Raw genomic sequence first — 19,629 nt, 5'->3', positions numbered from 1 at the left:
CCGCGAGGCAGGCCTGGCCCACGTCAGGCTGGCCACCCCAGCCGAACATGCGGGCGGCGCAACGCATGTACGAGCGGATGGGCTTCACGCGCACCCCGGAACGGGACTACTGCCCGGTTGCCGGGATACCCCCTCCTGTCCTACGTTTTCGCGGTGTAGCGCTTTGACGGGTCAGGCCGAGGCCAGTTCGCCGTGCTCCGAGCAGCGGGCGTTCCAGCCGGTGGGGGTCACTTGAACGATCATCCGGCGGCGGCAGCGGTCGCAGTAGCGGGGCGGCTCCATGCGGCGCGCCGTGCGGCACGGGCCGTGGTCGCCCTGCCGGGCGGGCTCGCCGCAGCGGTCACAGTACGTACTCTCCACGAGCGGCACAGTACCCCGTCGCCGCTCTAGAGGGCGCGCATCCGGCCGACGAGCCCGGTGTCGTAGGTGCCGTCCGCGAACTCGGGACGGTCGAGCAGCTCGGCGAGGAACGGCAGGTTGGTGGCCGGCCCCTCGATCCGGAAGGCGTCCAGCGCGGCCCGGGCGCGCCGCAGCGCGTCGGCCCGGTCGGCGCCGTGCACGCACAGCTTGGCCAGCAGGGGGTCGTAGAACGGGGTGATCAGGTTGCCCTCGGCGTATCCGGCGTCGATCCGGATGCCGGTGCCGACGGGCTCCTCCCAGATCTTGATCTCGCCGGCGTTGGGCAGGAAACGTCGCGGGTCCTCGGCGTACACCCGGAACTCGATCGCGTGCCCGTTCGGCCGGACCGGCCCGAGCGTGAGCCGCTCGCCGGCGGCGACACGGAACTGCAGCTCGACCAGGTCGAGGCCGGTGACCATCTCGGTGACCGGGTGCTCGACCTGGAGCCGGGTGTTCATCCCGAGGAAGAAGAAGTCGTGGGTCTGCCCGCTCCCACCGACCAGGAACTCGACGGTCCCGGCGCCGCGGTAGCCGACCGCCTCGCCCGCGCGCACGGCGGCGGCCTGCATGCGCTCGCGCAGTTCGGGGGTGATGCCCGGGGAGGGACTCTCCTCGGCGACCTTCTGGTGGCGGCGCTGCACCGAGCAGTCGCGTTCGCCCAGCGCGATGACGCTGCCGTCGGCGAGCCCGAGGATCTGCACCTCGACGTGCCGGGCCCGCTCGACGAACTTCTCGATCAGGATGTCGGGGCCGCCGGCGAACCGTTCCGCCCGCGACCGTACGGTGTCGTACGCCCCGCGGAGCTCCGCCTCGTCGAACGCGGCGCCCATGCCGACGCCGCCGGCGGCCTTGACCATGACGGGATAGCCGATGCGCTCGGCCTCCTCGACGGCGGTGCCGGCGTCGGGGACGGGTTCCCAGGTGCCGGGCGTGACCGGGACGCCGGCCTCCTTCATCAGATTGCGCGCGTTGATCTTGTCGCTCATCCGGCCGATGGCCAGCGGCGGCGGGCCCACCCAGACCAGGCCGGTGTCGATCACCCGGCGGGCGAACTCGGCGCTCTCGGCGAGGAAGCCGTACCCCGGGTGCACGGCCTGCGCGTTGGTGCGGCGGGCGGCCTCCAGGATCGCGGGGGCGTCCAGGTAGCTGGCGGCGGGCGGCGGCGGGCCGATGAGGATGGCCTCGTCGGCCTCGGCGACGAACGGCAGGTCGGCGTCCGCCTCGGAGTACACGGCGATGGCCTTGACGCCCATCTCGCGCGCGGTGTGGATGATCCGGCTGGCGATCTCGCCGCGATTCGCCACGAGCACGGATTCGAACACCTGCGGACACTCCTTCATCGGCTCGGCCCGGACGCGCCGGCTGGACGGCACGCACGAGACTAGTCGATCCGGTGTCCGGTCAGCGGCGGACGTAACGGTCGACGACGCGGCTGAGGGCCTCGACCACGGTGGGGTCGTACTCGGAGGCCGAGTCGAGCCGCAGCCGTTCGAGGACGGCGGCGCCGCGGTCGCGGTCGCCGGAGTCGCCGACCAGGTCATCGTAGGCATTGGCGACCTTGATGATCCGGCTGGCGAGCGGCGGGGGCACCGGCCGGTCGACCGGGGTGGCGGTGGCGGCGGTGGCGCCCTGGGCCTCGCCGTGGCCGGTCCGGTACGGATGCGACGACAGGTGCACGATGTGGGCCACCCGGTCGAGCACGCCGGTCTGCCTGATCACCTCGGAGCCGAGCTCGGCGATGCGGCGCTGCTCGGTGGGCGAGGCCAGGACGGTGGCGCCGCCGGGGATCGGATCGGCGAGCGAGAGCTGCCCGATGTCGTGCATGAGCGCCGCGTACTCCAGTTCGAGCTGCTCCTCCTCGCACATGCCGAGCTCGCGGCCCATCGCCACGGCCAGCCGGGACACCCGGCGCGAGTGCCCGGTCTCGACGTAGCCGCCCACCTCCGTGACCCGCGACAGCGCGCGCACGGTCTGGAGGTAGGTGGCGCGCACGCCCGCGTAGCGGCGGAACGCGAACTGGGTGACCAGGATCGGCGCGGTGAAGATCAGCAGCGCCGCCGGGCCCATCACGGTGGTGGAGACGGCGACGAGCATGGCCGTCGCGGTGGTGGCGGCGCAGAGGGCCATCTTGGCGCGGATCTCGTCGCGCACCGCGATGCCGAAGCGGGTCCGCACCGCCTCGGCCCGGATCATCGAGGCGACCATGACGTCGGCGAAGCACGCGAAGACGGCGATCACGCCCATCATCGCGAGCAGCAGCTGGCGGTCAAGCCCGGCGGTCACCAGCGGGCGGAAGCACAGCGCCACGACGGCCACGGTGAACAGCCGGCGGGCCATCGCGTCGAGCCCGGACGAGCGTCCGACGGCGATGTGCGGCAGCGAGCCGATGAGCATGCCGACGGCGGTCACGGCGACCACCTGCAGCGGCGAGTGCGTCGCGAGCACCACGCCGAGCTTGGGGTCGACCTCGGCGCCCGTGGGACCGACCCCGACCAGCAGGGCGTAGCCGATCGCGCCGGCGCTGGCGATGGGCGCGACCTCGCGGTTGCCGGGCATGACCATGCGGAACAGCTCGCCGAGGGCGATCAGCACCCCGAAGATCACCGCGACGTCGGGTTGGACCAGGCCGACCGCGGCCACCTGAGTGAGCGCGACGATGACGAAGAGGCCGGCGGAGGCGATCAGCAGCAGCTGGCCCGAGTCGAGCGTCTGCCACGCGGCACGTTCCTGGGTGGTCACCGCTATCGCCGGACCTCGTCGCCCGCGACGCGGATCGGCACGGTCGGATCGTCGTGGTCCTGCAGGGTGATCTCCACGACGTTGTCCTCCGGCAGGACGACCGGCTTGGGCGGCTCCCAGCCGTCGCGTTCGAGAGCGCACAGGAACGCGTCGACCATGACCGGGTCGAAGTGGTCGCCCGCGCACTTGCGCAGCTCGACCACGGCCTCCTCGATCGTGCGGGCGGCGCGGTAGGAGCGGGTGGAGGTCATCGAGTCGAACGCGTCGGCGACGCCGATGATGCGGGCGAACTCGGGGATCTCGTCGCCGGCCAGCCCCATCGGGTAGCCGCGGCCGTTCATCTTCTCGTGGTGGTGCATGATCCCGGCGAGCGCCTCGTCCAGGAAGCCGATCTCCCGGACGATCTCGAGCCCGCGCATCGGGTGCAGCTGGATCGCGGCGAACTCCTCCTCGGTGAGGGAGCCGGACTTGCGCAGCACCTTGGTCGGCACGCCGAGCTTGCCGACGTCGTGCAGCATGCCCGCGTAGCGGATGGCCTCGACCCGGTCCGAGCGCATGCCGATCTGCTGCGCGATCAGCACCGAGCCGCGGGACACCCGTTCGCTGTGGCCGCGGGTGTAGTAGTCCTTGGTCTCGACCGCCTGGCAGAGCGCGGCGAGGGTGGCGGCGTGCGCCTGCTGCTGCGCGCGGGTCTGCTCCAGCGCCCACCGCGCGAGGAACAGCGGCAGCAGCACGAGCACGGCGGCGAACGAGTAGACCCACTGCCACAGGCCCGCGATGAGCAGGCCGAACATGCCGTAGCCCAGGCAGCCGAACGCCAGCCCGCCGCTCTCGCGCAGCAGCTCGCGCAGCGTGGCCTGCTTGCTCAGCAGCAGGATGCCCGCCACCAGCAGCAGGTTGACCAGGACGAACGTGACGAGCGCGCCGAGGAACGGCCCGATGACGCCCTCGACCCAATGGGGCTTGCCGGGTTTCAGGCCCTCGTCGGCGAGCGCGTCGAACACGACCCCGGACGCGAACCCGCAGAGCGCGAACTGCGCGCCGTTGAAGAGGCGTTTGACCGGGGCGAACAACCGCTGGCCCGTGACGATCGCACAGAAGCCGAGCAGCGCGGCGCCCACCGGGCCGAGCAGCACGACCGACGCCAGGCTGGCGGCGAAGCTGAGGGAGACCCGGGCACGTTCCACGTTGAGCAGCGCGGGCGCCGAGTCGCAGATGAGGAACAGCACCGCCAGCACGGCGAGCGTGGTCCAGTTGACCGGCTTGAAGTTCGCCGCGATGAGGCCGGTCGCGAGCACGACCACTCCGCAGACGTACGCCCATGCCGCGAGCGGTAGTCCACGCATTGCCGCCCCCTCGGAGGTCGACGCGGCCGAAGCCGGCAGCCTTACACCCAGGAAACGCCCCTGGGTGCCAGCGGAGAGGACATCGTGGCGCCGCCCCGGGCGGCCGGATGCTCAGGCATGGCTCCCCGCCTTCCCCCGTGACCCGAGCCTGCCGGACCGTGACCGGCCTGGCCGCCCGGACGTGCGATCCGGGCGTCCCGGGCGAGCATGGCGTCCCGGTTCACCCGGGCTGGTGATGCTCCCGTCGCTGATTTCGGCACAAGCCTAACCTGGGGGGCCCGTGTCCCACAGGCCTGCGGCGAATCGTGAGCAAAGCGTGAACGAAACGTCACCTTGAGTGATCAATTGTCCCGGGACCGCGCCCAGGCAACGGTCTCGGCGAGGCCCGCCCGGAGGCCGACGGCGGGAGCCCAGCCGAGCGCCTCACCGGTAGGCCCGGGGTCGACCGCCATCGCGGGCAGGTCGCCCAGCCGCGGCGGCGCGAACGCCGGCTCGTCCGGGGCCCCGGCCGCCTCGGCGACGAGCGCGTGCAGCTCGCGGTCGGTCGTCTGCAGGCCGGTCCCGACGTTGAACCGCTCGCCGCCGCCGCGCTCGCCGGCCGCGCGCACGAACGCGTCGACGACGTCGGCCACGTAGACGTAGTCGCGGGTCTGCCCGCCGTCGCCGAAGATCTGAGTCGGCTTGCCGGTCAGCAGCGCGTCCGTGAAGATCGAGATCACGCCCGCCTCGCCCTCGGGCGTCTGCCGCGGCCCGTAGACGTTGGCGAGCGTGAGCGTGGTGAAGTCGAGCCCGTGCAGCGCCCGGTACGTCTGCATGTAGGTCTCGCCGGACACCTTGGACGCCGCGTACGGGGACGCGGGCCGCAGCTGGGCGCCCGGCGGCACCGGGAGGGCGTCGGGGACCCCGTACACCGCGCAGCTGGACGCGAAGACGGCCTTGCGGCTCCCCGCCGCGCGCGCCGCCTCCAGCACGTTGGCCGTGCCGACGACGTTCGTCCGGGCGTCCTTCAGCGGGTCGGCGACGCTCAGCCGCACGCTGACCTGGGCGGCGAGATGGAACACGACCTCCGGCCGGCGGGCCGCGACGCGTCCGGCCAGCTCCGGATCGGCCACGTCCAGCCGCCACAGGTCGATGTCGGAACGGGTGTTGCCGCCCGTCGACAGATCGTCGACGCCGACGACCTCATGGCCGTCGGCGAGCAGGCGATCGACGAGATGGGAGCCGATGAAGCCGGCCGCGCCGGTGACGAGTGCGAGCACCCGAGCACGATATCGAGCCGCGGCGGCCGCCGCGGCCGTACCGGGCGGGCGATCACGCGGGCGGCGAGATCGACCCGCACCGCGGGCGCGCTACCTGAGCTGGAGCGAGCCGCCAGGCGAAGCTTCACGCGAAGATCGCGAAGCGATGTCGCGGCTGCCGCTTGTGCGGTTCGGGTCCGAGCCGCCAGGCGAGGATCCGAGGCCGCAGAAGCAATGAACAGGCCGCAGAAGCAATGAACAGGCCGCGGAAGCAATGAACGGGTCAGGCCGTCTCGGAGGTCGTGCCGGAGGTCGTCCCGGAGGCTGCCGCCCCGGACGACTCCTTGATCTCGCCGCAGATCTGCTCGATGCGGCCGAGCACCTTGGCCCGCAGGTCGCCGGGCACGGGCTCGCAACCGCAGGACTTGCCGACGAGCTTCTTCACGGCCTCCTCGAGGCCGTACTCCTTGAGGCAGGGGCCGCACTCGTCGAGGTGCTCGCGCACTTCGCTGCAGCCGCCCTGGTCGAGCTCGCCGTCGAGGTAGGTATAGACGCGGGCGAGAACCTCGGTGCAGGGCGTCTCGTGGTGGTTGCCGCAGCTCATGCCGATCCCTCCCTCGCACGGGTGAGGCCGCGCTCCTGAGCGTAATCCTCGAGCATGCCGCGCAACTGCCGGCGGCCTCGGTGCAGGCGTGACATCACCGTACCGATAGGAGTGCCCATGATGTCGGCGATCTCCTTGTACGCGAAACCCTCGACATCGGCGAGATAGACCGCGATACGGAACTCTTCGGGGAGATCCTGCAGCGCCCGCTTGACGTCGGAGTCGGGGAGGTGCTCCAGCGCCTCGGCCTCGGCGGACTTGAGCCCGCTGGAGGTGTGCGACTCGGCACGCGCGAGCTGCCAGTCCTCGATCTCCTCGGTCGCCGCCTGCTGGGGCTGGCGCTGCTTCTTGCGGTAGGAGTTGATGAACGTGTTGGTCAGGATCCGGTACAGCCAGGCCTTGAGGTTCGTGCCTTCCTTGAACTGGTGGAAGGACGCGAAGGCTTTCGCGAAGGTCTCCTGCACGAGATCCTCGGCGTCCGCCGGATTGCGCGTCATGCGCAGAGCGGCCGAGTACAGCTGGTCCAAGAACGGGAGCACATCGCGCTGGAACCGCTCCTGGCGCTGCTCCACGGTCTCCGTGGTGCCCGGGACCTGACCCACCCCCTCCGTCGTGGCGACGCCGGTGGCGTCGTACCTCACAGACGATATCGGTCGGCGTGGCCTGACGACGCCAGCGGGTGCCCGCGTACCGCCCTGGGACGGCACCAGGACGGTGCCGCTCGGGCTATCTGCGACGGCTGTGGACATCGACTGCACCTCCGCTGGACGTTGCGCGTCATCGCCCGCCCACGCTGCGCCATCGGCCCTCCGAAACCGTTTCCGGAGCGTGGGCCGTGTGCGCGCAGACGGTTATGCACCGGTGCAACGCCACGGCCGCCCCGTCGATTCCCCGGCCGCGAAGCGACCCATGGAACGTGTTTTCGGGCGGGTCCCCCACGGCTCAGGTCACGTCACCCGTACCTGCACGGAGGGTGATGCGCGGGCCTCCACGGGGAAGGAGTCACATACGCGGCTAGAACAGGAGCAAATCCCTTGCTACCGGTGCCGGCACGACCTCCGGAGCCCTCCATCGCCAGCCTGCGGAACTCCCCCGGTGACGGAGAGTCGCTGGCCATGTACTGGGCGTTCTACTGGGCCGTGGCCGCGGCCCAGCTGGCGCGCTGGCTCCCCCACCGTCCCTCCCGGATCCTGGACGTTTCCGGCGGCCAGTCGCGCAGCGGCGCGCAGGCCGCGGCGGCGGGCCACACGGTGCTGGAGGTACGAGATCCGGATCTCGCCGCGCCGGAGAATCCACCGGTCAACGGGAACGGCCACCGCCGGCCGCCCGCGCCCCGGCCGCGCGGGGGCCACCCGCCGGGCACCCTCCGGCAGGTGATCGCCGACACCGGCTCCCTGGCCTTCCTCACCGACGCCTGCGTGGACGCGGTGATCGCGGAGGATCGCGCCCTCTCCCGCCATCTGGCGACCGAGTCGACCATCGCCGAGATCGCCCGGGTGCTGCGCCCCGGCGGCCGCGTGCTCCTGTCGGTCGACTCCCTGACCCTGGGCATGGCCCTGCTGGCCGAGCAGAACTACTGGGCCCACCTGTCGGACGTGCCGAGCGCCGAGGTCGTCCTCGTCCCCTGGCCGGACGGCACCATCACCCGCTGCTTCTGGGCCGACCAGCTCCGCGAGCTGCTCACCGAGGTCGGGCTGGAGGTCGAGTGGATCCGGCCCCGCACGGTGCTCTCGCCGTCCACGGTCGAGCACGTCCTGAACGCCTCGCCCGGCGACCTCACCCGCCTGGTCCGCACCGAACTCAGCGCCCCCCTCCGCGACGAATCCCTAGGAATCCACCTACTAGCCAGCGCGAGGCGTATTTAACCTTTGGGGGGCCTGGTCCTCGCCTGGCGGCTGTGCTGATGGTCTTGCGGCTCGGCAGGCGGTCGCTCAGCGGAACGCTCTGTCGTGTTTTGCTTGGCAGGCTACGCAGCGGGCGGCGTCGGGGCGGGCCTCCAGGCGGCCCGGGGGGACGTCCTTGCCACAGCCGATGCACTGGCCGTACGAGCCCCGCTCGATCCTTTCGAGCGCCGCCTGGACCGCGGTGTGGTGGCGTTCGAGGGATTCGAGCGCCGCTTCGACGCGGTCGCTGTCGGTGAGGCCCGCGCCCGCGTCGGCGGCGGAGTTCTCCCGCCCGGGGTGCTCGCCCTTGAGGATCGCGATCGAACGGTCCAGGTCGGCGAGCATGGATTCGAGTCGGGTACGGGCGGTGGCGGCGTCCACGTGCTCCGAGCTCCTCCCGGTCGTGCCCCGGGCAAAGGGGGTGGGCCTCGCCTCGACCGGTTGACGGCGGTCAGAACAAGGTGTCGGAATGTTTGCCAGATCTATCCCCCATTTGTCGAGGGCTGTATCAGTTCTGGACCGTTGTTTTTCACGCTGTTGACCGCCTTTGAGACGGGATAGGCCTCGAAGTCGCCGGCCATCGCGGGGGTCAGGAGCCCACGCACCTCGTCGGTATCGGTCAGTCCCGGATCGAGCCAGGCGTCCCAGCGGTCGGGGGTGACGACCATCGGCATCCGGTCGTGGATCCGGCCGAGCTCGTCGGGGGCGTCGGTCGTGATGACCGTGCACGTCCACACCCACTCGTCCTCGGGAGACTTCCACAGCTCGTAGAGCCCGGCCATCGCCATGACCGCGTTGTCTTTGGGGTGGATGAAGAAGGGCTGCTTCTGCGGCTTCTTCTTGGCCTTCTTCTCCCCTTCGGCCGGATCGTCGGTGCGCGAGTCTTCCAGGACGTACCACTCGAAGTAGCCGTCGGCGGGGAGCAGGCAGCGCCGCTTGGCGAAGGCGCGGCGGTACGCGGGCTTCTCGTGCACCGTCTCGAACCGGGCGTTGATCATACGGCTGCCGATGGAGAGGTCCTTGGCCCACGCGGGCACCAGCCCCCAGCGCACGGTGCGGAGCGTCCGCCGCGCCGCATCGTCGGGCTCGTCCTTGGGAGCGCGCGTGAGCACGATCGGCACCTGTTTGGTGGGCGCGACGTTGTAGTCGGGCTGAAGATCCTTTTCGACGGCGTCGACCTGCACCTGGAACTCGTCGATCAGCTCCTGGCGCGCCCGGGCCGTGGCATAGCGACCGCACATGCGCCCCATCCTGCCCGCTGGGTCCGACAGGCGGCCACCTTCAGTCGATCAGACCGTTTCCGGACGGTCAGAGCAGCGTCAGGGGGCGCTTGACCGCCGAAGTGGTGGGCATAGAGGGCGCATGCGACCCATCACCACTCTGGCCCGACCCTTCGTGGCGGCCCCGTACATCATCACCGGCCTCGAAACCCTCCGCGACCCGCGTCCGCGCGCCGAGCAGGTCGCACCCACCGTCAAGCCGATCGCCGACCGTCTCGACTGGCTCCCGACCAAGGACCCCGAGACGCTCGTGCGCGTCGAGGGCGCGCTCAGCCTCGGCACCGGTCTGCTGCTGCTGACCGGCAGGTTCCGCCGCGCCACCACGTTCCTCATGGCGGCCCAGCTGGTGCCCGCCCTGGCGAGCGAGCACCGGTACTGGACCGAGGACGACCCGGAACGCCGCACCAGCGAGCGCTCCCATCTCCTTAAGAACGCCAGCCTCTTCGGCGCCCTGCTGATGGTCGCCACCGAGCCGCGCCGCGGCCGGCGCGTGGGCGAGCTACGGCAGCAGGTCCGCGACGCCCGCGTCCAGGCGGCCATGGAGACCAAGCTCCTGCGCCGGGAGACCAAGTCCGAGATCAAGAACGCCCGCAAGGAGGCCGCGCGGCAGATCAAGGAGGCCCGCAGGCAGGGCGACCGCAAGACCGCCAAGGCACTCGCCAAGTCGGCCAAGGCCGCGAAGGTCGCCTCGAAGGCGACCGCCAAGGGCACGTCCCAGGCCGCGTCCAAGGCAGGGTCCGTCGCGTCCAAGGCGGGCTCTGCCGCGTCCAAGGCAGGGTCGGCTGCGTCAAAGCCTGCTCAGGCCGCCAAGGGCAAGGCGTCGAAGGCCTGGAAGCGCTGAGGCGACGCTCCGGGACGGCGTCCCTGGCGGGGACGGCTTCCTGAAGCCGACCATAAGAAAACCTAAAATCTGTTGAACCACCCGAGGGTGCGGCCCCGTACTGCCCACTGACCGCCCGTTCTTCCAGGGATCCCTCAACCTGACGGAGACGCCCGGCCATGGCTATGCCCGGAACAGTCGGACGCCCCAGCGGGGGTGGGTTGCGGAACCTCCTCCGCCGCCCGAGACCCGTGCGCGACGCCGACGACGAGCAGCTCGTCGCGGAGTTGTACCGCGAGTACCACCGCCCACTGCTGACCTTCGTGCTGCGGCTCACCGCCGGCGACCGGCAGTGGGCGGAGGACGTGGTCCAGGAGACGATGGTCCGCGCGTGGCGCAGCGCCGACCGTCTCGATGCCACAACAGCATCCCTGATGCCCTGGCTCGCCACAGTCGCCAGACGTATCGTCATCGACAATCGACGGCACCGCGACGTCCGGCCGCCGGAGGTCGGCGACGGCGCCCTGGAGAACGTTCCGATGGCGGATGAGATGGACGGCCTCTTGCACAAGGTGGTCGTGGCCGAGGCGTTGAACGCACTGTCACCCGCTCACCGAGAAGTGCTGACCGAGACGGTGCTGCGGGACCGGACGGTCAACCAGGCCGCGGCAGCGCTCGGAATCCCAGTAGGGACGGTCAAGTCCCGAGTTTATTACGCACTTCGCGCACTGCGCGTCGCATTGGAAGAAAGGGGGGTGACGGCATGACGCCACAAGTCGAGCACACTGATGTCGGCGCCTACGCCCTGGGCCTTTTGGAAGAGGACGATAAAAGGGCCTTCGAGGCGCACCTCCGCGAATGCGAATCGTGCACCGCAGAGCTCGCCGACATGAGCGGAATGGCCGACGCGCTGAGCGGGCTCGGCGCGTTCCCCGATCTCGGGCATCCGAACGGGCAGGAGGGACAAGACGAGGACCTCGGCCCGCCGCCCGCGTGGCCCGTCCCTGATCCGCGGGCCGCGGCGGAGACTCCGCCCGCCGCGCCGCCCGCCACGGCGGAGGCTCCTTCCACGGCCGCGGACGCTCCACCCGCGGCCGTGATCGACATGATGCGGCGCCGCCGGCAGCTCGACAGGCGGCGCCGCCGCGGCACGTACGTGATCGGCTCGATCGCCGCCGCCGCGGTGCTCGCCACCGGGATCACCGTGGGCTCCGCTCTTGGCAACGAGGGCGGCACGGGCACCGAGCCCGGCCACAACCACGGGCCCGCGCAGGCCCTGGTCATCTGGGGCGAACGGCACAGCGGCAGCGACGCCAAGACCGGCGCGGCCGGTGTCGTGGGACTGGAGAGCAAGCAGTGGGGCACGCACGTCGGCCTTGAGCTGCGCAACGTGCGCGGCCCGCTGAAGTGCCGCCTGGAGGCGGTGTCCCGCACCGGTGAACGAACGGTCGTCACCGGCTGGCGGGTGCCCGACAAGGGCTACGGCGTGCCCGGCTCGCCCGCGCCCCTCATCACCCACGGCGGCACGTCGATCACGCGCGCCGACCTCGACCGGTTCGAGGTCCGCATCGAAGGCGGCGGGACGCTGCTGACCATCCCCGTGTAGCCCGTGCAGACCATGTAGACCGACCGTCGTACCCGAGAGCCGCCCGGCACAGTGACCCCGCCGGGCGGCTTTCGCGTGCGCCCGTAAAGTGCCGTTCCATTGATAGGTGGATCAGATCATTGAAATAGGAAAAGAAATCTTAAACCTATTGAACCCGCGTCGGCGACCACCGCGTGCCTAGGGGTGAGAAGGCAAATAAAAAAGCCTCAACCCTAGAGACCAGGGGTCAAAACAATGTCCGTTCGTAAGATCGTTCTGCCGGCCGTCGCCGCCGCCGCAATTCTCGCTTCCGGAGCCGGTGTGGCCGCCGCCACCGGGGTGACCGGTGAGCTCACCGGCGCTTCTAACAAATCCGCCAATGGCAAGTCCGCCGTTGCGGAGCAGGGCGCCGGTCACGGTCACGGCGGTCCGGCCGCCGCCCCCGCCGCCGCGCAGAACGGCGCGCTTCCCGTGGACACCCCCGCCACCGCCCCGCAGGGCGGCGAGATCACTTACCTGGCGGCGAGCCTGCTCGGCCGCAACGAGGTGCCCGCGGCGGACGGCAAGGCCGTCGGCGACCGGGACGGGAGCGCGACGGCGCTGATCCGCGTCCAGGGCGACCGGATCTGGTACGCGCTGCGCTGGAGCGACGTCGCCGCGCCGACCGCCGGGCACATCCACCTCGGCGCCAAGGGCGCGAACGGCGCGGTCAAGGTCCCGTTCTTCGCCGGCAACCTCCCGGACACCGCGCGGGCCGTCGCGGGCGTCGTCAAGGTCACCGACAAGGCCACGCTCGACCAGCTCAAGAACAACCCGAACGGCTTCTACGCCAACCTGCACACGGGCGAGTTCCCGGGCGGGGCCGTGCGCGGCCAGTTCCACAAGCTCAGCAAGCCCGCCGACCTGAACGGCGTGCTCATCGGCTCCACGCCCGCGACCCTGCAGTCCATCGCCGACGGCGCGCAGGAGATCCCGGGCAAGGAAGGCAAGAAGACCGGTGACCCCGACGGCCGCGGCACCGCGTTCGCCCGGCCCCACGGAGCGATGATCACCTGGGGCTTCACCTGGTCGTCCCTCGGGCAGCCGACCGTCGGCCACATCCACAAGGGCGTCAAGGGCACCAACGGCCCGGTCGCCGCCGACCTCTTCGCCGCGCCCGCCGGCCTGCCCGCCGGGGTCACCGGCCTGGCCGGGATGACGCCGGTGCCCGGCAACGTCGCCGACCGCATCATGCGCAAGCCCGAGAACTACTATTCCAACCTGCACACCGCCGAGTTCCCGGGCGGGGCCATCCGCGGCCAGTTCGCCCCGTTCAGCGGCCAGCAGGCCCGGACGTTCACCAAGCCGGTCATCAACGGCGCGCAGATCTACCGCTGCACCAAGCAGGCCGACGGCTCGCTCGCGTTCACCCAGGAAGGCGTCGACGCGACGCTTACGGGCCGGATCGCGCACTCGTTCGTCAAGCCCGGCCCGCAGGGCCCGCCGCAGTGGGTCGCCAGGGACGGCAGCGCCGTCACGGGCAAGGCCGTCGTCAAGACGCCCAACGGCAACGGCAACATCCCCGAGCTCGTCCTCGACGCCACCCAGTCCGGCGCGAAGCAGGGCCTGCTGGCCGGTTCGACCGCGATCCTCCGCCTGAACACGATCGGCGGCGTCGCCCCCACGGGCACCTGCGCCCCGAACGCCATCGCCAAGGTCCCTTACCAGGCCGACTACGTCTTCCTCGGCTGAGCGTCTTCCTCGGCTGAACGCCGAGGAGTGAGACCGGGCCCCGCACCCGGAAACCGGGCACCCCCACTCCCGGAGACCGGATCCCACACCCGGGGACGCCGCACGGTGGCCGATCAACGCCACCGTGCGGCTTTCGGCTGCCGGGACCCGCGGCCCGAAGCCGGCTGCCGATAACCTTGGGCTATGCCTGCTCCGCACTGGTCCGCCCCGCTAGCCCCCGCCCCGGTCGACGCCACCGTGGCGATTCCGGGGTCCAAGTCGATGACGAACCGTGCGCTGATCCTGGCCGCCCTCGCCGGCTCCCCCGCCTGCGTGACCCGCCCGCTGCGCAGCCGCGACACCCTGCTGATGGCCGAGGCGCTGCGTTCGCTCGGCGTCGGGATCGGCGACGACGGCGACGACTGGCAGACCTTGCCGGGTGAGCTGAAGGGCCCGGCGCGCATCGACTGCGGCCTCGCGGGCACCGTGATGCGCTTCGTCCCGCCGGTCGCGGCGCTGGCGGACGGCGAGGTCGTCGTGGACGGCGACCCGTACGCGCGCAAGCGGCCGATGGGCCCGATCATCACGGCGCTGCGCGAGCTGGGCGTGGAGATCGAGGACGAGGGACGCGGCGCGCTCCCGTTCACCATCCGGGGCACGGGGTCCGTCCGGGGCGGCACCGTCACGATCAACGCCTCCAGCTCCTCCCAGCTGGTCTCGGGCCTGCTGCTGGCCGCGCCGCGCTTCGAGAAGGGCGTGGAGGTGCGGCACGAGGGGCCGCCCGTGCCGTCCGCGCCGCACCTCGCGATGACCGTCGAGATGTTGCGCGCCGTGGGCGCAACGGTCGAGACCGAGGAGAACGTGTGGCGGGTGGCGCCGGGTCCGCTCCGCGGCGGCGAGACCGTCATCGAGCCGGACCTGTCGAACGCCGCGCAGTTCCTCGGCGCCGCGCTGGCGACCGGTGGCCGGGTCACGGTGCCCGGCTGGCCCGAGCGCACCACGCAGCCCGGTGACGCGCTGCGCGGGTTGCTGGCCGCGATGGGGGCCGAGGTCTCCCGCGGTCCCGAGGGCCTGACCGTGCGCGGCACCGGCACGTTCGGCGGCCTCGACGCCGACCTGCACGAGGTCGGCGAGCTCACCCCCGTCCTGGCGGCGCTCGCGGCGCTGGCCTCCAGCCCGTCCCGCCTGACCGGCATCGCGCACCTGCGCGGCCACGAGACCGACCGGCTGGCCGCCCTGGTCACCGAGATCAACGCCCTCGGCGGGGACGTCCGCGAGCTGCCGGACGGCCTCCAGATCAACCCGCGCCCGCTGCACGGCGGCGTCTTCCACACCTACGACGACCACCGGATGGTGATGGCCGCCGCGGTCCTCGGCCTCGCCGTCCCCGGCGTCGAGGTGGAGAACGTGGCCACCGTGGGCAAGACACTCCCCGACTTCACCGAGCTGTGGCGCTCGATGGTGAACGCCTAGAAGGGTCCGGAACACTGGCACGCCGAACGCGCGACTACGACGAGGACGACGTCCGGATACGCCCCGGGCGCCGCGGCTCCAAGCCGCGCACCCGGCGCCGCCCGGCGCACGACGACGCGGTCTCCGGCTTCGTGACCGCCGTCGACCGTGGCCGCTACCAGTGCCTCGTCGACGAGGGCACCGGCGACCGCCGCAACGTCGTCGCGATGCGCGCCCGCGAGCTGGGCCGCAAGGGCGTCGTGGTGGGCGACCGGGTCGCGCTGGTCGGCGACGTGTCCGGCGACCCCGACACGCTGGCCCGGATCGTCCGCGTCGAGCCGCGCACCTCGTCGCTGCGCCGCACGGCCGACGACACCGACCCGTTCGAGCGGATCATCGTCGCCAACGCCGGCCAGCTGGTGATCGTGACGGCGCTCGCCGACCCGGAGCCGCGACCCCGGATGATCGACCGCCAGCTCGTCGCCGCGTACGACGCGGGCATGGACCCGCTGCTCTGCCTCACCAAGGCCGACCTCGGCGATCCCGACGCGCTGGTGGCCGAGTACGCCCCGCTCGGCGTCCCGTACGTGGTCACCGTCCAGGGCGAGGAGCTCGGCGAGAACCGGGAGCTCCGCGGCCACCTGGAAGGCCGCATGAGCGTGCTGGTCGGCCACTCGGGCGTCGGCAAGTCGACTCTGGTCAACGCCCTCGTCCCGGACGCCGAGCGCGCCGTCAGCCACGTCAACGCGGTCACCGGCCGCGGCCGGCACACCTCGTCCTCGGCGGTCGCCCTGGAGCTTCCGGGCGGCGCGGGCTGGATCATCGACACCCCGGGCGTCCGCAGCTTCGGCCTCGCGCACATCAAGCCCGAGAACGTCATCCACGCCTTCGAGGACCTGGCCGAAGGCGCCGCCGAGCGCTGCCCGCCGCACTGTGATCATCTCCAGAAAGACTGCGGGCTGGACGGGTGGGTCGCCGAGGGGCACGCGTCCCAGGCACGCCTCGACTCGCTCCGCCGTCTCCTGGCCGCCCGCGAGGGCGAAGCCGAATAACCCGGCCGGAAGAGCGGGATTTCGCCGCCGCTTCGTCGGTATCGTCCTTCTATGCCCCAGGTCATCGCGGCGCGGTACGAGCTCGTCGAACTGCTCGGGAGCGGTGGCATGGGCGCCGTCTGGCGGGCACGCGACCGGATGCTCGACCGCGAGGTCGCCATCAAGGAGGTCGCGCTCCCGGCGGGCCTGGACGAGGAGCAGCGCGGGCGCGTCCACGCCCGGACGTTCCGCGAGGCCCGCTCGGCCGCCCGGCTCGACCATCCGGGCATCGTCACGGTCCATGACGTGGTCGAGCACGAGGACCGGCCCTGGATCGTGATGCAGCTGGTCCGGGCGCCCGCGCTCGACCGGGTGATCTCGCGCGAGGGCGCGCTGCCGCCCGCCCGGGTCGCGGCGATCGGCGCCGACGTCCTGGACGCGCTGCGCGCCGCCCACGCGGCCGGGGTGGTGCACCGGGACGTCAAGCCGGGGAACGTGCTGCTCCCCCACCACCGGGCCGTCCTGACCGACTTCGGCATCGCCACCGTGGCGGGCGACGAGACGCTCACCCAGGCCGGGGCCATCGTCGGCTCCCCGGCGTACCTGGCCCCGGAGCTCGCCCGCCACCAGCGGGCGTCCCCGGCGTCCGACCTGTGGTCGCTGGGCGCGACGCTCTACGCCGCCGTCGAGGGCCGTCCGCCGTACCAGCGGCAGGACGTCTGGGGCGTCATGGCGGCCGTGCTCGACGACGAGCCGGATCCGATGCGGCAGGCGGGTCCCTTGCGGCCGGTGCTCGAAGGACTGCTGCGCAAGGACCCGGAGCAGCGGATCCGTACCGAGGACGCGATCCACCGGCTGCGGCAGATCGCCCAGGGCACCCCGCAGCCTGGATCGGCGCCACCCGCGGTCGGCGGTGCTCCCGTCCGGGACATGACCATGCCTCCGGCGCCTCCGCCGCCCACGGTGGAGGCGCCGCCCCGCCGTTCCAACGCGCAACGCTGGGCCATCCTCATTCCGGCGGGCGTGCTCGCCGCCGTGCTCGTCGCCGCGGTGATCGTGTTCGTGGTCTTCGTGAACGGTGACGACGACAACGCCGGCACCGGCTCCACGCCCGGAGCGCGCAGCCAGGGCCCCGGCGGCAGCGCGACGGCCTCCCGGCCGGCCACCGGCACCCCGCCGGGTTTCGAGAGCTACAGCGGGACCTTCGCCGCCGCCGTCCCGCAGGGCTGGAAGCAGGAGCAGGCCGGCCGCGACGTGTCGTTCACCGATCCGGACGCCTCGGCCACCCGCGGCATCTTCTTCCAGCACCTCGCCGACACCACGGGGAACGAGGCGGCCCATCTCAACAGCGCGGCGCAGAAGTTCCAGAACGACTCCAGCTACGCCGCGTACAAGCAGGTGGCGTGGCGGGAGAACATCCCCTTCCAGGACGGCAAGGCCGCCGAGTTCGAGTTCACGTTCACCAAGAGCGGCAAGGCCGGGCGTTGCCGGGTACGGGTCTTCTCTTACGACGGAGCGCTCTCCATGGCGTTCCTTGTCTCCGGTCGGCACAACTGGCAGGACAGCAACGCCAAGTTCGACACTTTCCTGTCGACCTTCCGGCGTCCTTAGGAACGTTCCCGGGGAGGGTTGTTCGGCGAGCCGCGCGGCGTGATGAGGGGCGGTCTGCTCTCGGGCGCCGAGGGTGCGGCGCCGCGCGCGGAACCAGACGCGGAACCGGACGCGGCGGATCTCAGGGTCTCGTCGCGAAGCTCGTCCTCGGTGGGGGACATCGCCACGAGCACCAGAAGCACGGTGGCCAGGAGGCTGATGATGACGACCAGCGGGAGCAGGAAGTCGAACGGCCGCGCGCCGTCGGGCACGGGTCCGCCGCCGTGGAGCTCCACGCGCATGGCGGCCATCCCGGTGTAGTGCATGCCGGACACGGCCACACCCATGATCAACGCCGCGCCCGCGGTGGCCCAGGCGCCCCGGACCCGCACGGTGAACCACAGCGCCGCGGTGGCCGCCACCATCGCGATCAGCACGGACAGCACGACGAGGCCCGCGTTGTAGCCGACGTGCGCGGACGTGTGCATCGCCGCCATGCCCGTGTAGTGCATGCTCGCGACGCCGATGCCGGTCACCACGCCGCCGGACAGCAGCGGCGCCATGTGCGCGCCGCCGAAGCCCACCGTGAACACCCCGACGCCCACGACGGCCATCGCGATGAACGCGCTGAGCAGCGTGAGCGGGACGTCGTAGCGGATCTGCGCGCCGGGGACGCGGAAGCCGAGCATCGCGATGAAGTGCATGACCCAGATCCCGGTGCCCCCGATGGACAGCGCCGCCAGGCCGAGCCAGGAGGCCCGCCGGGTCCCGTCGGCGGCGCGGGCCCGCGCGGTGCACATCAGGCCGAGCAGCGAGCCGACGACCGACATGACGTAGGCGAGCAGGGGTGTGGTCACCCCATAGGCAAAGTGATGCACTTCGGCCATATGTAATCCCCCGCCCCCAAACGGCCAATGTGGACGCATGCTAACGACCCGGTCAGTTGTTGAAACAAGAACATCGTTGACCGCTTCCGGCCAAGATCCACAGGACCCCGAGCCTGGTCCTGGCAGGACCAGGTATGAACCGGACAACTCGCCGATAATGGGCTCATGAGCGATCGATCCGAGCTGACCGAATTCCTGCGCACCCGGCGGGCTCGCCTGCAGCCCGAGGACGTGGGCCTGCAGGCGTTCGGCGGGCGCCGCAGAGTCCCCGGGCTGCGCCGGGAGGAGCTGGCCATGCTCGCCGGGGTGAGCGTCGACTACTACGTGCGGCTCGAGCAGGGCCGCACGCAGAACGTCTCGGAGGAAGTCCTCCAAGCCGTCGCCCGGGCCCTCCAGCTCGACGAGGACGAGCGCGCCCACCTGCGCAACCTCGCCAGGCCCGCACGTTCGGCCGGCCGCCGCCGCCAGCCGCCCGCGCGCGCCGAGCGGGTGCGGCCGGGGATGCAGCGGCTGCTGGAGATGGCCGAGGGCATGCCCGCCTACATCGTCGGCCGGCGCCTCGACGTGCTGGCCTGGAACCGGATGGCCGCGGCCGTCTTCACCGACTTCGCCGGGCTGTCCCCCGCCGGCCGCAACTGGGGCCGGATGATCTTCTTGAACGAGGACGTCCAGGCGCTCTACGAGGACTGGACGCTGAAGGCCAGGGAGACGGTGGCGTTCCTGCGGCTGCGGGCCGGCGAGTACCCGGACGACCCCGAGCTCGCGGCGCTGGTCGGCGAGCTGTCGGTGAAGAGCGAGGACTTCCGCCGCTGGTGGGCCGACCACAACGTCAAGGACAAGAGCAACGGCAAGAAGAACATGCACCATCCGCTCGTCGGCGACATGACGCTGCACTACGAGACCTTGCGCGCGACCGACAACGCCGATCAGGTGCTGGTCGTCTACACCGCCGAGGCGGGCTCCCCGTCCGAGGCCGCGCTCCGGCTCCTCGCCGGCTGGGGTGCGCCGGCGACCGCAGAGATTCCTGATGTTCAGGTGAAAACAGTCGACTAGTGGGGCGAGCCG

The 19,629-nt window shown here is 71.6% G+C and carries 19 protein-coding genes; 9 read left to right on the top strand and 10 right to left on the bottom strand.

Features of this window, described 5'->3' with window-relative positions:
• Positions 1 to 171 precede the first annotated feature (171 nt).
• The 7 genes from ACGFNU_RS07455 to ACGFNU_RS07425 all read right to left on the bottom strand — a co-directional run bounded on the left by ACGFNU_RS07455 (position 172) and on the right by ACGFNU_RS07425 (position 6,967).
• A complete protein-coding gene (locus ACGFNU_RS07455; RefSeq protein ID WP_392591134.1) occupies positions 172 to 360 on the bottom strand; it encodes a hypothetical protein in 189 nt (62 codons plus the stop codon).
• A 26-nt stretch (positions 361 to 386) separates the two neighbouring features.
• Complete coding sequence (locus ACGFNU_RS07450; RefSeq protein ID WP_392591133.1) at positions 387 to 1,721, bottom strand: acetyl/propionyl/methylcrotonyl-CoA carboxylase subunit alpha; 1,335 nt, start codon at positions 1,719 to 1,721, stop codon at positions 387 to 389.
• Positions 1,722 to 1,800: 79 nt separating this feature from the next.
• Positions 1,801 to 3,138, bottom strand: a complete 1,338-nt coding sequence (locus ACGFNU_RS07445; protein ID WP_392591130.1) for an HD-GYP domain-containing protein — start codon at positions 3,136 to 3,138, stop codon at positions 1,801 to 1,803.
• Positions 3,139 to 3,140: 2 nt separating this feature from the next.
• Positions 3,141 to 4,484, bottom strand: a complete 1,344-nt coding sequence (locus ACGFNU_RS07440) for an HD-GYP domain-containing protein (RefSeq protein ID WP_392591128.1) — start codon at positions 4,482 to 4,484, stop codon at positions 3,141 to 3,143.
• Positions 4,485 to 4,825: 341 nt separating this feature from the next.
• Complete coding sequence (locus tag ACGFNU_RS07435) at positions 4,826 to 5,743, bottom strand: NAD-dependent epimerase/dehydratase family protein (protein ID WP_392591126.1); 918 nt, start codon at positions 5,741 to 5,743, stop codon at positions 4,826 to 4,828.
• 262 nt (positions 5,744 to 6,005) lie between these two features.
• Positions 6,006 to 6,326 carry a mycothiol system anti-sigma-R factor gene (rsrA, locus tag ACGFNU_RS07430; RefSeq protein WP_392591124.1) on the bottom strand — a complete coding sequence of 107 codons (321 nt, stop codon included), beginning with the start codon at positions 6,324 to 6,326 and terminating at the stop codon, positions 6,006 to 6,008.
• Positions 6,323 to 6,967, bottom strand: a complete 645-nt coding sequence (locus tag ACGFNU_RS07425) for a sigma-70 family RNA polymerase sigma factor (protein ID WP_392591122.1) — start codon at positions 6,965 to 6,967, stop codon at positions 6,323 to 6,325. The genes rsrA and ACGFNU_RS07425 overlap by 4 nt, the downstream gene beginning before the upstream one ends.
• Before the next feature lie 393 nt (positions 6,968 to 7,360).
• Here ACGFNU_RS07425 and ACGFNU_RS07420 point away from each other — a divergent pair, with 393 nt between their 5' ends.
• Positions 7,361 to 8,191 carry a class I SAM-dependent methyltransferase gene (locus tag ACGFNU_RS07420; protein WP_392591120.1) on the top strand — a complete coding sequence of 277 codons (831 nt, stop codon included), beginning with the start codon at positions 7,361 to 7,363 and terminating at the stop codon, positions 8,189 to 8,191.
• Between the two features lie 66 nt (positions 8,192 to 8,257).
• Here the strand turns inward: ACGFNU_RS07420 and ACGFNU_RS07415 are convergent, their stop codons facing one another.
• Positions 8,258 to 8,590, bottom strand: coding sequence for a TraR/DksA family transcriptional regulator (locus ACGFNU_RS07415; RefSeq protein WP_392591118.1), 333 nt, complete (start codon positions 8,588 to 8,590; stop codon positions 8,258 to 8,260).
• A gap of 101 nt (positions 8,591 to 8,691) precedes the next feature.
• The gene (locus tag ACGFNU_RS07410) at positions 8,692 to 9,450 is read right to left on the bottom strand and encodes an SOS response-associated peptidase (protein ID WP_392591116.1); all 759 of its coding nucleotides are present in this window, start codon (positions 9,448 to 9,450) and stop codon (positions 8,692 to 8,694) included.
• Positions 9,451 to 9,571: 121 nt separating this feature from the next.
• On the opposite strand from ACGFNU_RS07410, the gene ACGFNU_RS07405 reads away from it, so the two are divergent.
• The 7 genes from ACGFNU_RS07405 (at position 9,572) to ACGFNU_RS07375 (ending at position 17,698) form a co-directional block, all read left to right on the top strand.
• The gene (locus ACGFNU_RS07405) at positions 9,572 to 10,330 is read left to right on the top strand and encodes a DoxX family membrane protein (RefSeq protein WP_392591114.1); all 759 of its coding nucleotides are present in this window, start codon (positions 9,572 to 9,574) and stop codon (positions 10,328 to 10,330) included.
• Positions 10,331 to 10,560: 230 nt separating this feature from the next.
• Positions 10,561 to 11,076, top strand: coding sequence for a sigma-70 family RNA polymerase sigma factor (locus ACGFNU_RS07400; protein ID WP_392591113.1), 516 nt, complete (start codon positions 10,561 to 10,563; stop codon positions 11,074 to 11,076).
• Entirely contained in the window at positions 11,073 to 11,915 is an 843-nt protein-coding gene (locus ACGFNU_RS07395) for an anti-sigma factor family protein (RefSeq protein ID WP_392591111.1), read from the top strand. The genes ACGFNU_RS07400 and ACGFNU_RS07395 overlap by 4 nt, the downstream gene beginning before the upstream one ends.
• A 234-nt stretch (positions 11,916 to 12,149) precedes the next feature.
• A complete protein-coding gene (locus ACGFNU_RS07390) occupies positions 12,150 to 13,625 on the top strand; it encodes a CHRD domain-containing protein (protein WP_392591110.1) in 1,476 nt (491 codons plus the stop codon).
• Between the two features lie 183 nt (positions 13,626 to 13,808).
• Positions 13,809 to 15,077 (top strand): 3-phosphoshikimate 1-carboxyvinyltransferase, encoded by a 1,269-nt coding sequence (aroA, locus tag ACGFNU_RS07385; RefSeq protein WP_392591108.1) that lies wholly within the window; start codon positions 13,809 to 13,811, stop codon positions 15,075 to 15,077.
• The gene (gene rsgA, locus ACGFNU_RS07380; protein ID WP_392591107.1) at positions 15,053 to 16,108 is read left to right on the top strand and encodes a ribosome small subunit-dependent GTPase A; all 1,056 of its coding nucleotides are present in this window, start codon (positions 15,053 to 15,055) and stop codon (positions 16,106 to 16,108) included. The genes aroA and rsgA overlap by 25 nt, the downstream gene beginning before the upstream one ends.
• A gap of 51 nt (positions 16,109 to 16,159) precedes the next feature.
• On the top strand, positions 16,160 to 17,698 hold the full coding sequence (locus ACGFNU_RS07375) for a serine/threonine-protein kinase (protein ID WP_392591105.1): 1,539 nt from the start codon (positions 16,160 to 16,162) through the stop codon (positions 17,696 to 17,698).
• Here ACGFNU_RS07375 and ACGFNU_RS07370 read toward each other — a convergent pair.
• Positions 17,695 to 18,564, bottom strand: a complete 870-nt coding sequence (locus ACGFNU_RS07370) for an MHYT domain-containing protein (RefSeq protein WP_392591103.1) — start codon at positions 18,562 to 18,564, stop codon at positions 17,695 to 17,697. The two genes, ACGFNU_RS07375 and ACGFNU_RS07370, sit on opposite strands and share 4 nt — an antisense overlap.
• A gap of 165 nt (positions 18,565 to 18,729) precedes the next feature.
• Here ACGFNU_RS07370 and ACGFNU_RS07365 point away from each other — a divergent pair, with 165 nt between their 5' ends.
• Positions 18,730 to 19,617, top strand: coding sequence for a helix-turn-helix transcriptional regulator (locus ACGFNU_RS07365; protein ID WP_392591101.1), 888 nt, complete (start codon positions 18,730 to 18,732; stop codon positions 19,615 to 19,617).
• Positions 19,618 to 19,629: the final 12 nt, after the last annotated feature.

The organism is Spirillospora sp. NPDC048911 (assembly GCF_043198015.1).
GTDB lineage: Bacteria > Actinomycetota > Actinomycetes > Streptosporangiales > Streptosporangiaceae > Spirillospora.
Note: the sequence above shows the minus strand (reverse complement) of the source record. Positions and strands in the feature narration are given on the sequence as shown.